16 protein-coding genes are annotated in these 16053 nt (G+C 34.2%); 8 read left to right on the forward strand and 8 right to left on the reverse strand.

Features of this window, described 5'->3' with window-relative positions; all coding sequences use genetic code 11:
- Positions 1 to 21: 21 nt before the first annotated feature.
- The 6 genes from AC3E9W_RS05325 to AC3E9W_RS05350 all read left to right on the forward strand — a co-directional run bounded on the left by AC3E9W_RS05325 (position 22) and on the right by AC3E9W_RS05350 (position 5071).
- Complete coding sequence (locus AC3E9W_RS05325; protein WP_488767336.1) at positions 22 to 1338, forward strand: ABC transporter permease; 1317 nt, start codon at positions 22 to 24, stop codon at positions 1336 to 1338.
- Between the two features lie 90 nt (positions 1339 to 1428).
- Positions 1429 to 2592, forward strand: coding sequence for a sigma-54-dependent transcriptional regulator (locus AC3E9W_RS05330; RefSeq protein ID WP_306156216.1), 1164 nt, complete (start codon positions 1429 to 1431; stop codon positions 2590 to 2592).
- A gap of 57 nt (positions 2593 to 2649) precedes the next feature.
- Entirely contained in the window at positions 2650 to 3315 is a 666-nt protein-coding gene (locus AC3E9W_RS05335) for a DEAD/DEAH box helicase (protein WP_488767338.1), read from the forward strand.
- Between the two features lie 87 nt (positions 3316 to 3402).
- The gene (locus AC3E9W_RS05340) at positions 3403 to 3621 is read left to right on the forward strand and encodes a putative signal transducing protein (protein ID WP_488767339.1); all 219 of its coding nucleotides are present in this window, start codon (positions 3403 to 3405) and stop codon (positions 3619 to 3621) included.
- Between the two features lie 106 nt (positions 3622 to 3727).
- Positions 3728 to 4534: a Cof-type HAD-IIB family hydrolase gene (locus AC3E9W_RS05345; RefSeq protein WP_488767341.1), complete on the forward strand. Its 807-nt coding sequence runs from the start codon at positions 3728 to 3730 to the stop codon at positions 4532 to 4534.
- 6 nt (positions 4535 to 4540) lie between these two features.
- A complete protein-coding gene (locus tag AC3E9W_RS05350) occupies positions 4541 to 5071 on the forward strand; it encodes a GNAT family N-acetyltransferase (RefSeq protein WP_488767342.1) in 531 nt (176 codons plus the stop codon).
- Between the two features lie 69 nt (positions 5072 to 5140).
- Here AC3E9W_RS05350 and AC3E9W_RS05355 read toward each other — a convergent pair whose 3' ends face one another.
- Positions 5141 to 5665, reverse strand: a complete 525-nt coding sequence (locus AC3E9W_RS05355) for a hypothetical protein (RefSeq protein WP_125723368.1) — start codon at positions 5663 to 5665, stop codon at positions 5141 to 5143.
- Positions 5666 to 6152: 487 nt separating this feature from the next.
- On the opposite strand from AC3E9W_RS05355, the gene mtaB reads away from it, so the two are divergent.
- Complete coding sequence (mtaB, locus tag AC3E9W_RS05360; protein WP_488767344.1) at positions 6153 to 7487, forward strand: tRNA (N(6)-L-threonylcarbamoyladenosine(37)-C(2))-methylthiotransferase MtaB; 1335 nt, start codon at positions 6153 to 6155, stop codon at positions 7485 to 7487.
- A gap of 263 nt (positions 7488 to 7750) precedes the next feature.
- Here the strand turns inward: mtaB and AC3E9W_RS05365 are convergent, their stop codons facing one another.
- The 7 genes from AC3E9W_RS05365 to AC3E9W_RS05395 form a co-directional block, all read right to left on the reverse strand.
- Entirely contained in the window at positions 7751 to 8257 is a 507-nt protein-coding gene (locus tag AC3E9W_RS05365) for a hypothetical protein (RefSeq protein WP_488767346.1), read from the reverse strand.
- A 112-nt stretch (positions 8258 to 8369) separates the two neighbouring features.
- Positions 8370 to 9086, reverse strand: coding sequence for a 3-ketoacyl-ACP reductase (locus AC3E9W_RS05370; protein WP_306156209.1), 717 nt, complete (start codon positions 9084 to 9086; stop codon positions 8370 to 8372).
- Between the two features lie 115 nt (positions 9087 to 9201).
- On the reverse strand, positions 9202 to 9789 hold the full coding sequence (locus tag AC3E9W_RS05375) for an LURP-one-related family protein (RefSeq protein ID WP_488767348.1): 588 nt from the start codon (positions 9787 to 9789) through the stop codon (positions 9202 to 9204).
- A gap of 226 nt (positions 9790 to 10015) precedes the next feature.
- Complete coding sequence (locus AC3E9W_RS05380) at positions 10016 to 12172, reverse strand: vWA domain-containing protein (protein ID WP_488767350.1); 2157 nt, start codon at positions 12170 to 12172, stop codon at positions 10016 to 10018.
- A 71-nt stretch (positions 12173 to 12243) separates the two neighbouring features.
- Positions 12244 to 13209: a hypothetical protein gene (locus AC3E9W_RS05385; RefSeq protein ID WP_488767352.1), complete on the reverse strand. Its 966-nt coding sequence runs from the start codon at positions 13207 to 13209 to the stop codon at positions 12244 to 12246.
- A 2-nt stretch (positions 13210 to 13211) separates the two neighbouring features.
- Entirely contained in the window at positions 13212 to 13712 is a 501-nt protein-coding gene (locus tag AC3E9W_RS05390) for an RNA polymerase sigma factor (RefSeq protein WP_306156206.1), read from the reverse strand.
- Between the two features lie 432 nt (positions 13713 to 14144).
- Complete coding sequence (locus AC3E9W_RS05395; RefSeq protein WP_488767353.1) at positions 14145 to 14981, reverse strand: DUF6929 family protein; 837 nt, start codon at positions 14979 to 14981, stop codon at positions 14145 to 14147.
- Between the two features lie 97 nt (positions 14982 to 15078).
- On the opposite strand from AC3E9W_RS05395, the gene AC3E9W_RS05400 reads away from it, so the two are divergent.
- A complete protein-coding gene (locus tag AC3E9W_RS05400) occupies positions 15079 to 15957 on the forward strand; it encodes a PPK2 family polyphosphate kinase (RefSeq protein ID WP_488767355.1) in 879 nt (292 codons plus the stop codon).
- Positions 15958 to 16053: the final 96 nt, after the last annotated feature.

Genomic DNA, 16053 nt, shown 5'->3' on the forward strand with positions numbered 1-16053 from the left:
TTAAATTGAAAATTACGAAGAATGAGTATAATTTCGTTGATTATAAAAAGAGAATTTATTGCCAAAGTCCGCAATAAATCTTTTGTTGTCATGACTTTTTTAAGTCCGCTTTTATTTGTCGCTATTGCCCTTTTTATAGGTTATTTAAGCTCAATGAAAGCAGAAACCAAACGCATTGCAATTCATGATGAAACTGGACTTTTTGCTTCAGATTTTTTAAAAGAAAATAAAAAAGGTGCCGAGTTTAAATATCTTAATTTATCTGAAGTTGATGTAAAAGCTTTAAAAGACAGCATCACAAAAGAAAATTTCAACGGACTGATTGTTATTCCGAAAACAAAAAATATAAAAGATTTAGAAAGTAAGATTGAGTTTATTTCTAATAATAGCCCGAGCATTTCTTTTATCGAAAGTACACAGGATATTATAGGAAATAAAATTACAAAACTAAATCTCGAAGAAGCAAAACTGGATACTTTGGCTATTCAGAAAGCGCAATCTGATGTGAATATTCATTTGGTTAAAGCTTCTGGAGAAGAAAGTTTGAAAGGATTAAACGAAATTAAAATCGGAATTGGAGGTGCATTTGGTTACTTGATTATGATGTTTATTATTATTTACGGAAATATGGTAATGCGAAGCGTCATCGAAGAAAAAACAAACCGAATTATCGAAATCATTATTTCATCTGTTAAACCGTTTCAGCTAATGATTGGTAAAATTGTTGGAACTTCGCTAGCAGGAATTCTGCAATTTATAATCTGGGCAATAATTGGTCTGGGATTAATGTTTGCAGCTTCGGCATTTTTTGGAGTAAATGTGGGGCCAACAGCGAGAATTTCACCAGAAATGATGCAATCAGCACAGCATCAATTATCAGGGTCTGCACAAATGTATATCGCCGAATTATGGAACCTGCCAATTGCAAGTATCATAATCGGATTTGTGATTTATTTTATTGGAGGTTATTTTCTTTACAGCTCATTTTACGCTGCAATTGGAGCCGCAGTCGACAATCAGACCGATTCTCAGCAATTTCTGCTTCCAATCTTAATGCCTCTGATTTTGAGTGTTTATATCGGATTTTTTACTGTAGTAAATGACCCTCATGGAAGTGTTGCCGTTATCTTTTCGATGATTCCGTTAACCTCGCCAATTGTAATGCTAATGCGAATTCCGTTTGGCGTGCCGTGGTGGCAAATCGCAATTTCGGTATCATTATTGTTTGCTACATTTTTCCTTGTGGTTTGGTTCGCTGCAAAAATTTACCGTGTAGGTATTTTAATGTACGGCAAAAAGCCAACATGGAAAGAATTGTATAAATGGCTTAAATATTAACTTTATAGTTGCAAAGTTTCAAAGTCAGAAAGACACAAAGTTTTTCTCTCTGTCACTTTGAACCTCTGTTACTTTGAATCTTAAAAGAAAATGAGTAAAATCCTAATTATAGAAGACGAAGCAGCGATCAGAAGAGTTTTGGTGAAAATTTTATCAGAAGAAAATGATTTGTATCAGGTTGATGAGGCTGAAGATGGGGCTGTGGGACTTGAAAAAATAAAAAATAACGATTACGATTTGGTTTTGTGCGATATCAAAATGCCAAAAATGGACGGTGTTGAGGTTTTAGAAGAAGTAAAAAAGATAAAACCCGAAATTCCGATGGTTATGATTTCTGGTCATGGCGATATGGAAACGGCGATTCAAACCATGCGTTTGGGAGCTTTTGATTATATTTCGAAACCGCCAGATTTGAATCGTTTGTTGAATACGGTTCGTAATGCTTTGGACAAAAAACAATTAGTAGTTGAAAATAAAATCCTGAAGAAAAAAGTCAGCAAAAACTACGAAATGATTGGGGACAGCGAATCGATTAATCATATTAAAGTGATGATTGATAAAGTGGCACCAACAGAAGCCAGGGTTTTAATTACGGGACCAAACGGAACGGGAAAAGAATTAGTAGCGCATCAGCTGCACGAAAAAAGCGAACGTTCTGCTTTTCCTTTAATCGAAGTGAACTGTGCGGCAATTCCGAGCGAGTTGATCGAAAGTGAATTGTTCGGACATGTAAAAGGTGCTTTTACATCGGCAGTGAAAGATCGTGCCGGTAAGTTTGAAGCTGCAGACAAAGGAACTATTTTCTTAGATGAGATTGGTGACATGAGTCTTTCGGCGCAAGCCAAAGTATTGCGTGCATTACAGGAAAGTATGATTACACGTGTAGGTGCAGACAAAGATATTAAAGTCGACGTTCGTGTGGTTGCGGCAACCAATAAAGATTTAAAAACAGAAATTGCCGAAGGCCGTTTCCGTGAAGATTTATACCATCGTTTAGCAGTAATTTTAATCAAAGTTCCACCATTGAATGAAAGACGTGACGATATTCCTGCTTTGATTTCGCATTTTACAGAAAAAATAGCGTCTGAGCAAGGAAATGCGGTTAAGTCGTTTTCGGCGCAAGCCATTAAATTATTGCAAGAATACGATTGGACAGGAAATATTCGTGAACTTCGAAATGTGGTGGAAAGGCTGATTATTTTGGGAGGTAACGAAATCTCTGAAACCGACGTAAAAATGTTCGCAAGCAAATAAGATTTGAGATAAGATTTTTCAATCTAAAATCTAAAATCAAAACTCTAAAATTTAGAAATGAAACTAAAAAAAATAAACGAGAAATTACAAGACGGTCTAATTGAAAATGGTCTGACGGAAGCCAATGCTTTGCAAATGGAAACTTTTTCGACGATAAAAAGTGGTGCCGACTGTGTAATTATTTCGCCAAACGGAAGCGGAAAAACAACTACGATTGTTTTAAATGTAATTCAGCAATTGGTAGGAAAAAATGAAGAGTCGCCTCGTGCCTTGATTATTGTAGAAGACAAAGAAAAGGTTTTGGCTATGGAAGAGCTTTTCGAAAAATACGGTAAATACACCAATCTTGAAGTCTACGGCGTGCATGATAAAGGCGACATGGATTATGACAAAAATTATGTTTCAACAGGAATTGACGTTTTGATTGGAACGCCAACAAAATTAAATGATATGTTTAGTACGGCGGGTTACAACGTAAATCGTCTCAAAATGCTGATTTTAGATGATGCAGATCCAATTTTGAAATTACGTCACGAACCTAAAATTATGCGTATTTCAAACAGTATTGCTAAAACACAGCGAATCATTTTTGCTGAAACTTTGTCAGAACGTGTTGAGATTCTAGCCGACAGAATGCTGATTGAACCGTATTTGTTTGATATGGATGAAGAAGGGGAAGAAGAACTCGACGAAGAAGAGGATGATATTGAAGAGGAAGAATAAATAATCAGTCTCGGTTTTCAGTTTGCATAAACTAAAACCGAGATTTTTGATTTAAATAAAATTATAATTTAAGTAAAAGAATAGATCATGGGACTAATGAAAGTGTTTTCGGGAAGCGAAGTATTAGCACTTGCTTTGCAGGAAAGATTAGAAGAAGCTGGAGTAGAAACAGTAAAAAAAGATAATATCCAATCGGCTCGCTTGGGCGGATTTGGACAAACAGATTTGGCAGTCGAATTGTTTATTCAAGAAACAGATTTCGCAAAAGCAAATCCAGTTGTTGAACAGTTTAGAATGAGTATTTAAGATAAGCTATTTAGTCCCTAGTCCTTAGAGAATAAGAAATAAGGACCAAGCTAGGGACTCAGCTAAGTACTAAGGACTAAAAAAAGGACTAAAAAAAGGACTAAAAATGCAATACAAAATGTTAGTGCTCGACATGGATGATACCTTGTTGACAGACGACCACAGAATTTCAGATTTAAATAAAAAAGTACTTTTAGAAGCGCAGGCGAAAGGGGTTTATGTAGTTTTGGCTTCTGGAAGGCCTACAATTGCAATGATCGCTTACGCTAAAGAATTGGAACTAGATCTTAACGATTCGTATATGCTTTCGTTTAATGGAGCGATAATAAGTCGTGTAAAAGACAATCTGATTTTATTCGAACAGAAATTAACTGTCGAACAAATTCATGCTTTATACGATTATAGCGTTAAAATGAATACACATATCATCACGTATTTAGATGATGAAATTATTAGCGAAACAGATTCTGAATACATAGAAATCGAAAAGGAAATTACAGGAATGGCGCATCGCAAAGTTTCTAGCTTTAAAGATTATGTTGACAGGCCAGCGGTTAAATGTATTTTATTGCAAGATCCAGAGTATTTAAAAACGGTTGAAAAAGATTTAATCGATTTTATGCCGCATTTAAGTGTTTCGACATCAAAACCTTTTTTTCTTGAGGTAGCACAATTAGGCATTGATAAAGCGGCAAGTTTGAAACGTTTAGCCGAAGAAAAGCTGGGAATTCATCAAAGTGAAATTATAGCTGTTGGAAATGCAGGAAATGATCTGACAATGATCGAATATGCAGGACTTGGCGTTTGGGTAGACAATGTGACACCCGAATTGCGAGATAAAGCAGATTTAATCGTATCTTCAAATAATAATGATGGAGTGGCTGAGGTTGTGCAGCGCTTTATTTTAAATTAAAAAGAGATGAAAAAGCCAATTGAAACAGAACGTTTGATTTTAAGAGAGATGTTGCTTTCTGATGCAGAAGGCATGTTTGAATTGGATTCGAATCCAAATGTGCATTTGTTTGTTGGAAATAAACCCGTAAAACATATTGAAGAAAGTATTGAATATATCAAGTTTGTTCAAAAACAATACAAAGATTTCGGGACTGGAAGATGGGCTGTTGTATTAAAAGACACAAATGAATTTATTGGCTGGTCTGGAATTAAATTTATTACAGACGAAATCAATAATCATAAAAATTTCTATGAATTAGGATATCGTTTTATCGAAAAACATTGGGGAAAAGGATATGCGTCTGAAGCAGGAAAAGCTTTTGTAGATTACGCATTTAATGAAATGAAAGTTGAAGCACTTTATGCTTACGCAGATGCTGGAAATGAAAACTCAAGAAAGATTCTCGAAAAATTAGGTTTCCATTTTGTGAATTCTTTTACTTATCAGGAAGAATTAGAAGTTTGGTACGAACTCAAAAATCCAAACTCAAACTAAGAAATGTATTCCAAATCTTTACATACTTAAAAGTCAGTAAAGATTTGGAAACAAATCAGAGTTAAAATATTATTTTTTTGCTACAGAAACAAAATATTTATTTCCGTCACCCATAGTTAATTTTACACGCTCGTCGCAAAGATCGATTGCAAAATTTGCGCTTTCGTAACAGCTGCAAGTTGTGTTTTTGTCTTTAGACATTTCTGTTTTACAGTTGTTGTTTTTAAAGCTAGCCAATTGTGGTGTGTATAAACTAACCAAGTCAGTAGAAGCAGTTACTAAAGAAATGATACTTGCAGAATTGTTGTTTGTAATTCTGTATACAATTCTGTCCGTGTAGTTTACTTCGTTAACAGTTACTTTACGAATGTAGGTATAAGCTGTAGATCCTTCACCTGGTTCTTTAACTTCAAACTTAAACCCAACTGCACGAATAGCAACATCAAATTGCTGTTGTGAGTTAAAGCTTGCCCAAGTCGTCAATGTACTAATTGTAGGGAACGGATTTGCGTTTGCGGCTGGAGCATTAGTTTGCGCTTGCGAACTAAATAGGGTTAAGAACATCAAGCAGATCGTGGGTAAAAATGCTTTCATAAAGCGTGGTATTTGTATTTTAATTTTGCCTACTCTCTTTGGTTTTCGGCTTTCCCATTTCATTTTGTAACACAAAACAACAACATAACGAGTAAAATTCAAAATTGTTATGCCCGAATTATTATTAAATTAATTAAAGCTTATTAAAATTCTTTAATATGAATTTATTGCTAACAAGATTCATAACAATGGTAAATGTAAGAAATTTTGAATTTATAATCGAAAAAAATGTACTTAATCGATAAAATTTGCTTTTAGTCGATTATTTTGTCATTTTATTCTTATCAGAATGTTAAAATGTTAAAAATACGAGTGCTTTCTTATTCGAAAAAAAAAAGTAAAAAGATTAACTTTTGAATGTTTCTAAATTAACATTAATGCAAATTATTGATTGGAAGTGAATTAATCGCTTTCTTTTGATGAATATTGTTTGTAAATTTGCAGCCTTAAATTTTTTGACAACGATTTCATTAATTTAAGACAGATTATGGAAAATAGAAAGAAAGTTGCCTTTTATACGCTGGGTTGTAAACTGAATTTTTCAGAGACTTCTACAATTGCCAGAAATTTTAATGACGAAGGTTTTGACCGCGTCGATTTTGAAGAAATAGCAGATATTTATGTCATTAATACTTGCTCTGTAACAGAAAATGCAGATAAGCAGTTTAAGCAGGTAGTAAGAAAAGCAATGAAGCTTAACGAAAAAGCTTTTGTTGCTGCAGTTGGCTGTTATGCGCAATTAAAACCAGAGGAATTGGCGGCTGTTGATGGTGTTGACTTGGTTTTGGGTGCAACAGAAAAATTCAAAATCACAGACTATATTCATGATTTGAGTAAAAATGATATGGGTGAAGTTCACTCGTGCGAAATTGCCGAAGCGGATTTCTACGTAGGAAGTTATTCTATCGGTGATCGTACACGTGCCTTTTTGAAAGTCCAAGACGGCTGCGATTATAAATGTACATATTGCACCATTCCGTTAGCACGTGGAATTTCGAGAAGTGATGCTTTAGAAAATGTATTAAAAAATGCCAAAGAAATTTCAGCTCAGAATATTCGCGAGATTGTTTTGACTGGTGTAAATATCGGTGATTACGGAAAAGGGGAGTTTGGAAATAAAAAACACGAACATACTTTCTTAGATTTAGTTCAAGCTTTAGACAAAGTAGAAGGAATTGAACGTTTAAGAATTTCGTCTATTGAACCAAATTTATTGAAAAACGAAACGATCGAATTTGTTTCTAAAAGCCGCACTTTTGTGCCGCATTTTCATATTCCGCTACAGTCGGGAAGCAATGATATTTTAAAATTAATGAAACGCCGTTATTTGCGTGAAGTTTATATTGATCGTGTAAACAAAATTCGCGAAGTAATGCCACACGCTTGTATTGGTGTTGACGTAATTGTTGGTTTTCCTGGAGAAACAGACGAACACTTTTTAGAAACGTATCATTTCTTAAACGAATTAGATATTTCATATTTACACGTTTTCACCTATTCTGAAAGAGATAATACAGAAGCGGCAGATATGGAAGGTGTTGTTCCTTCAAATGTAAGAGCAAAAAGAAGTAAAATGCTTCGCGGATTATCAGTAAAAAAACGCCGTGCTTTTTATGAAAGCCAATTGGGAACCAACAGAACGGTTCTTTTTGAAGGAGAAAATAAAGAAGGTTATATTCACGGATTTACAGAGAATTACGTAAAAGTAAAAACACCTTGGAATCCTGAACTAGTAAATACTTTACAAGAAATCAACTTAACGAAAATCGACGAAGACGGAAGTGTTCGTTTGGAGTTTTTGAATAAGCTGGCTGAGGTTTAGATTTTTGTTTCGCAGAGATTCGCAGAGAATTCTCAGAGATACACTAATTTTTTTGCAAAGATTATTATAGATTACAATATTGTCAAGGCGCACAGCAGTGCGTCTCACGCAAAGTTTAGACATACAGTTTGTCATTTTTCCAAAAAAGAAGAAATGACAAAAAAACGACAAAGCTCTTTAATTTAATAAAGAGCTTTGTCGTTTTATATAAAATCCTCTGTGTGTCTCTGTGAAAACTTAGCGTATCTCTGCGAAATAAAAAATTACTCCTTTTCCCCAACCACCAATTTCAAAGAATTAATATAATCGGTATCAAATTCGATAACGCGAATTTTTTCAGGATTAAAATCCAATTCTCCGCCAAATTGACCTCGAATGTCAATAAAATTAATCGTCAATTCTTCATCTGTCAATTCTATTAATTTTCCTAGATAAGCAGATTTAGACGATTTTTTTGCAATTTGAAAAATGCCGTATTTCTCAGAAATAAATTTAATGATTGAAGCCAAATCTTTGATCGGAATAATGTCATCTGAATTGATTTTTAGACCTTTCAAACGAATTACTTTTTCGGTAAAGGCCAAATCATGATCTCGGTTTACAGCTTCAATGTTCTTATTTCTAAGAATAACAAAACCATCCAAAATAAAGTCTACAGGATTATTTCGAAGCAAAATCCATTCGTCAGAATAATCAATAAGAAAACCCGTAAAGATCTCTTTCTTATCCTGAAATTCTATTTCGACCAATTGTCTTAAATATTGTTCCATATTTTTTTAAATTCCAATTTATTTAAAATCCCAAATTCCAATTTAAATTCCAAATCCCAAATCTTAAAGTTAGACAAATTGGAATTTGGAATTTAAAAATTTGGAATTTATTTTAAGGATTCGTCGACCAAATACTGCTGTTTTTAATAAACACTCTTCGGTTTAATTTTAATTGCGCGATAATTAAATCTGCCATATCTTCAGACTGCATTACTTTCTCTGGATTTCCGTCAGTAAGGTTTAAGTCTTTTGCCATATCGGTTGCAACAGTACTTGGCGTTAAAGCCGTAACACGAATATTGTGTTTTCTCATTTCCTGCATCAAAGAATCGGTTAAACCTAAAACAGCAAATTTAGAAGCACTGTAAGCACTTGTCAATGCATTTCCGTTTAAACCAGCGGTAGACGAAATATTGATAATATCTCCAGTCTGTCTTTCGATCATGTTTGGAATAATAGCACGAGTAGTGTAATACGTTCCCATTAAATTTACCTGAATAATTCTTTCCCAAGCTTCTGGTTCCAGTTCTAAGAATTTTCCAAAAGAAGCAATTCCGGCGCTGTTAATTAAAATGTCAATGTGTTTAAATTGGGCTAAAGCTTGTTCTACGGCTTTGTTGATAGAATTAATATCAGAAACGTCAGCAGATAAAGCCAAAGCTTTTACGCCTAAATTCGAAGCTTCGTCAGCCAATTGTTCAACGTCTTTTTGAGTTCTTGAAACTAAAATCAGGTTTACACCTTCTTTTGCCAAAGCAATTGCCACAGCTTTTCCTATTCCTTTTCCTGCGCCAGTAATAAAGGCGTTTTTATTTTTTAAGTCGGTCATGATGGTAATTTTTAGAAATGCAGAAAGCATCATTATAAGTCTTACAAAAATAAGCTTTTGAAAACTAAAATGATGCTTTAAAATATATTCTTAATCTAAGTTTAACAACTTTCGGTTATTCTTTCAAAACCATGTCAATACACATTACAGCTCCTAAAATCAACTGTCTCAACGGACTGTCAGCTGCAACGGTATCTTCAATTTGAAGTGCATAATTATCTGCGCTCGTAAAAAACTCTTTTCCTAATCCTGCCCATTTTTTATTTACTTGAGCAAGCTGTTTTCCTTCGTGAGAAAATTTAAAATCCCAACCCGTCCATTTTCCTTGAAGTGTTGCAACTGGTTTTTCATTTTTGTCCATAATTTCAAATCTTCCTCCAATAGAAAAGAATTTTTGTTTGAAAGTTCCGATCAAACGATCTTTTTCGTCTAAAACTTCTACTGTCGATCTGAATATGGCAACGCCTCTTCTTACCGTAATTAACTTTTCGCCATCAGCAGTTGTAATTTCAACATTAAATGGAGTAGCTCTTTTATAATCTGTAAATCGGAATACTTTAGTGAAAAAACCAAGATTGTTTTCTCTGCAATTCATAATGATTTGATTGGTTTCTGGATGGTAAATATCGTAATTGTTTGCAGCTTTAAACATTCCGACATGTTCTTTTACTAAAAATAGATTTTGGCTTAAAATAGGATTCATACGTGTGTAAAATAAATTTGTGTAAATAAAAAATCAAATGTAAAAAAATATTTATGAAATGTTTTGAGGGATTCCTCATAGGTACAGTGTTTTCTGATCTTAAAGGAAAAAAATCTTTATCAAAAGCTATAAAACTTTGACAAAGATCTTTCTTGGCTATGTGAATTAATAAAAGTAAAATGCCTTTGTAGATTATCTAAAATCTATTATTCTATGTCTTGAAAAATTAATTAAACTGTTTTGAAGTTTCTACCAATCTAATAAACTCAGCTTTATAACCATCGATATCATTTGATAAACCTTGTTTAGCCAAAACCGCAATATCATTAGAAGATTTATTTGAAATTAATTTTGAATCTCTCAATTTCAATCCGAACCAAGCAACGGCAGAACTGAATTTCATATCGTCGCTGGCTTTTTCTAAAGCAGCAGATTTGTTTTCGATTATCTGAACCATTTCGATGCTTTTTTCTCCATCAGGTTTTTTGTAACGGAATTTTATGGTTGCCAATTCATTGCTGTAATTATTCGAATTAGGTTCTGCTTTAGTATATTTTAAATCATCTGGCTGTTCGGCTAAATAATCGCTTTTTACACCAGCTGGAATAATTTCATACAAAGCCGTAACCGTATGATTGCTTCCTAATTCTCCAGCATCAATGGCATCATTTTTAAAATCTTCTGGACGAAGTTTTCTGTTTTCGTAACCAATCAAACGATACGCTTGAACTTGTTTCGGATTAAATTCGATCTGAATTTTTACATCTTTCGCGATAGCAAACATCGAACCTTTAAATTCTTTTCCAAGAAAACGATTTGCCTCCTGAATATTATCGATGTAGGCATAGTTTCCGTTTCCTTTATCGGCTAAGATTTCCATTTTGCTGTCTTTGTAATTTCCCATTCCGTAACCCAAACAAGTCAAGAAAACGCCCGTTTTTCTTTTTTCTTCAATCAGTTTTTCCATATCAGAATTAGAAGAACTACCTACGTTAAAGTCGCCGTCTGTTGCTAGAATTACACGATTGTTTCCGCCTTTAATAAAATTTTCTGTTGCCTTTTTGTATGCCAATTCAATTCCGGCCCCGCCCGCAGTGCTTCCTCCAGATTGCAATTTATCTAGTGCATCAATAATTGTTTTTTTCTCGTCGCCAGAAGTTGGAGGCAAAACCATTCCTGCTGCGCCTGCGTATACAACAATTGCAACTTTGTCTTTTGGTCTTAATTCGTTAACTAAAATTTTCAAGGATTGTTTTAATAAAGGCAATTTGTTCATATCGCTCATAGAACCCGAAACATCAATTAAGAAAACGAGGTTTGAAGCAGGTAAATTTTCGGTTGGAATATTTTTTCCTTGCAAACCAATTTTCAAGATTTTATTTTTTGAATTCCAAGGCGAGTCGCTTACTTCTGTATTTATAGAAAACGGATGCTCATTTTTTGGCTGTGGATATGTGTATTTAAAGAAATTCACCATTTCTTCTACACGAACGGCATCTTTCGGAACTTGCTGTCCATTATTTAAAAATCGTCTAACATTAGTGTAAGAAGCATTGTCAACATCTATAGAAAATGTAGAAAGCGGTGCCGTTTTTGGACTTTCGAAAGCATTTTCAACAAAAGCGTCGTAATCTTCTTGAGTCGGTTCTGTTGGAATTGGCATGATATTTAATTTTTTGTCCAATTCTTTTTCTGAAAGATTTTTGTAAAGTTCATTTTTTGTTGAAATAATCACAACGCCATTAGTGGCTCTGCTTCCGTAAACTGAGGTCGCTGCTTGATCTTTTAAAACAGAAACATTATCAATATCATTCGGATTAATTTTTGACATTTGATTGGCCTTTGCAGGTACTCCATCAATAATATACATCGGTTCGTTTTTTGGAGTAATATTGGCGTTTCCGCGAATCACAATTGGACTTGGCATATAATTGGCGCTACTTTGCACTTGAATTCCAGCCGTATATCCTCGAACCATTTCTGCCTGAACCATTTTCTTTGCTTTTCTTTCAGTGCGCGCATAACTTCGATCTTCGTACTCCGAATCACTTCTGCCATAGCCAACAACGACAACTTCTTGCAAGCTTGCCATTTCTGGAAGCATTTTTATATTAATGATATTGGAGTTTTGAACTTTTTGTCTTTGGGTTTTATAACCAATAAAAGTGATAACTAGCATATCTCCTGTTTTTGCCTGAATGCTATATTTTCCATCAAAATCGGTTTGAGTGTTGGCTTTTGAGGTCTGGTTGATAATAGTTACACCTGGAAGCGGTTGTTTATTTTCGTCTGAAATGATTCCAGTAATTGTTCTTTCTTGCGCCATGGTTACGAAACATATAAGCATAGCAATGGCTGATGAAATAAGTTTTAGACTTTTCATGATAATAAGTTTTAAAAATTAATGTTTTGATTTTGCTTTGTCAAAGCTGCAGACTTTGACAAAGCGTAAGATTATTTTTTCGGAGCTGGTTTTCCGTTTTTAGTAGTGATTATGACAACTCCTTTTTTACCTTTTTCGCCATATTTCGAAGTGGCTTCAAGATCTTGCAAAACGGTTATTGTTTTTATTTCCTGTTTATCCAATGGCGCATACGGACTCGTAGGGTTTTTGCCAAAAAGATCTTGTTCAGAATAATAAATGCCATCGATAATGTAAAGAGGTTCATCTAAAACAACTAGAGAATCAACATTTTCGGGCTGGAAATTCGACATTTCTGCCTGCATCATTTTGTCTTTTTTGGCATCGTCACTGTGGGCAATTGCGTTCCCGTTAAAGACTACCAAAGGTGGATTTTTCTTCGCTTTTTGTGCTGATGGTGCGGCAGAATAAGCAACTCTAGCAGATTCCATTACTTTAACTTCTGAGTATTCTCTTTCTGCAGCAGCATCTTTTTTTGAAAGATTATTATCTTCTTCATAATATTCATTTTTACGAGCATTTGCAGTTACGACAACTTCTGCGTCTATTTTTGGCGCTGGCGCAGATTGAACAGGTTCTGCCTGCGGAACTAGTACTTCTTGAACTGCAACTCGTTCTTTGCTTTTGGTCTGTTTTTCTAAAATCTTAACCGCTTCTTCGTTAGAAACAATTCCAGAATCTGGAGACGTAGTTATAGCTTTATCGTTTAAAATTGGTTTTTCGGGCTGTTTAATTTCTTTTTCTTCTAAAACTACTTTTGGAGTTTCGTTTTCCAATTCTTTATCTGAATGTAAAAACTGATAGCCTAATGAAACAAGTAAAAGGAGAGAAGCCGCAACAGCGATTTTTTTCCATAGAGAAATTGTTTTTTTATCTTCTTTTTTGTCCAGTTTTTCTTCAACGCGCGACCAGACCTTTTCCATTCCTGGAAAGTCTTGAAACTCGGCTTTTTGCGAAGCTTCTTTTATTTTATCGAATAATTTATCTTGATTGTCCATGACTATTTTGCTTTTTGATAATACAGTTTATTAACCAGTTCTTTCAGTTTGGTCTTAGCGGCATTCAATTGTGATTTTGAGGTGCCTTCAGAAATCTTCAGCATTTCGGCTATTTCTTTATGAGAGTAACCTTCAATAACAAAAAGGTTAAAAATAGTTTTACAGCCGTCTGGAATATGGTTTAATAAATTAAGTAAATCTTCTTCTTCCAATGTATTTAATTCGTCGACAGAAGGCTGAGAAATCAGCTTTACGTCGTCGAGATACATATTAAAGTTGGTTGCTTTTCTAATTGACGCCAAACAATGATTTACAGTTATTCGTCGAGCCCAAGCTTCAAAAGCATAAGCCTCTTTTAACTGATCTAGTTTGGTGAAAATAGTAAAGAAGGCATCGGCTAGCGCTTCTTCGATTTCTTCTTCCTTTTTTAAATATCTTTTGCAAAGGCGGTACAACTTAGGCGCCATGTATTCGTACACCTCGCGCTGGGCATCGCGGTGCATTTTTTTACAGTTTGCTATTTGAGTCTCGTTTATCACAATTGTTGTCTTTCTTATATAGAGAGATAAAAAGATAAAAAGGTTGGGACAGGGGTGAAAAAAATATTAAAATATTTTTTTTAAGGTTCAAAGAGACAAAGTTACAAAGGTTCATAGGTTTTTCGTAGAGACGCACCGCAGTGCGTCTAACGTTTTGTTTGCTACGTTTTTTTTCGCCACGAATTACACGAATTGCACAAATTTTCTTTCGTTGAAATTTTTGCCTTCACTTACACGAATTTTTCTCTCGCAGATTTTGGAGATTTAGCAGATAATAAAAAATCTGTCTGATCTGCGAAATCTGCGAGAGCAAAAATCTTTGTGCATCTCTGTGTTTATTCTGTGAATCTCTGCGAAACCCCAAAAATTGGAATTTGGAATTTTTTTATTGGAATTTTATTTAACCGGCAACGCCAATTTATAAATCTTAGTTTCCAAAAGTTCTGTATCATTGTCTTCACAAAGCAAAAACTCGATTTTGTTGTTTTCTTTTTTGAATAAAGTCAGGCCTTCAAATTTATTAGTTGAGGTAATTTTTTGAGTGAAATCTATTTTCATGGTTTTTACATCAATTCTTCCGATGAAACTTCCTAAGATTTCGCCATCGTCGTAAGTCGATTTAGTGTCTTCTGCAGTTGAAAGAAAATAAATTTTATCGTCGACTAAAACGGCATCGGTAAAACTAGAGCGAACGCCTTTTATTTTTGGGAGTTTGTAGTTAACAGAAATCAGCGCAAATTCTTCTCCGAGATTTTTAGAGTGAATCGTAAAAATCGTGTTTTTATTAGAAATACCATTTCCGCGATTGAATAAATACCAGTTTTCGCCATCAAAAATAGCACCTTCCAGATTAAAATCTTCGGGTTTTATTTCTCCAAAATTCTGCATTACAGCATATAGATCGACTAAGTTATTTTTTTGTAAAACCGTTTTAGATTTAATATCAAACTCAATCATTTTGTTTCGGTTTTCGGTAGAACCCGAACCAAAAACATAAAGCGTGTCGTTATGATGTGTTAAAGATTCAAAATCGGGTTTCAGGTTTTTCGGAATATTTGCAGTTGGGTTATCAATTAAAGCATGCTGATTCAATAGTTTACTCTGCATATTGTATTCGTACAAGAATCCGCTGTTGTCACCAATTACGTAAAGTGCGTCATTGTTGTAAAATAATCCAGATGCTGAACCGATTCCGATAATTTGAAATAGTATTTCTAAGGTGAATTTTTCCATGAATGTTGTTTTGAAAAGTATTGCAATGAATAGCAGTCCCGATAGCAATCGGGATTCGTAAAATTACTATATTTATAAGACAAAAAATGAAAAAGATATGAAATCAATAGACCCGAAAGATTTTAAAGTTATTGAAAAAATTAAATTGAAAGACATTCCAACTTTATTAAACATAGAAGCCGATGATGAAGAAAAGGAAGAAAAACTGGATAAAGTTCAAGCCAAATTAAGCGATTTGCAAGATGTGATGTATGCGCATAATAAGTACAGCGTTTTGATTTGTCTGCAGGGAATGGATACTTCGGGAAAAGATAGTTTGATTCGAGAAGTTTTTAAAGAATTTAATCCGCGTGGGGTGGTGGTGCATAGTTTTAAAACACCAAATTCAACAGAATTGGAACATGATTATTTGTGGCGACACTATATTGCGCTTCCAGAAAAAGGGAAATTTGGCATTTTTAACAGAACGCATTATGAAAATGTTCTCGTAACACGCGTGCATCCTGAATATATTTTGGCAGAAAATTTACCAGACATCAATTCTGTAGATGACATTACGCCAGAATTTTGGCAAAACAGAATTGAGCAGATTAACAATTTTGAAAAACATATTTGCCAAAACGGAACAATTGTCATGAAGTTTTATCTCCATTTGAGCAAAGAAGAACAGCGTCAGCGTTTATTGCGACGTTTGGAAGAGGAAAAACACAATTGGAAGTTTTCGCCTGGAGATTTAAAAGAACGCGGTTATTGGGATGATTACATGAAATATTACGAAGAAGCGATCAACAGCACTTCGACACCACATGCGCCTTGGTATATTGTTCCTGCCGATGATAAAGAGATGTCGCGTTATATTGTGGCTAAAATTATTTGGGAAGAAATGAAAAAGCATACCGATATTAAAGAGCCAGAATTAGACGAAAAAACCGCAATACATATCGAGTTGTATAAAAAGGAATTGGGAGAGAAGTAGATAATTGAGATAATTTGTCAATTAGATAATTTTATTCCTTTTTGTGAAAATAAATTTTAGATTCCAAAATCGGTGGATAGTTAAACCTGATAGGTT

The organism is Flavobacterium sp. 38, assembly GCF_057799715.1.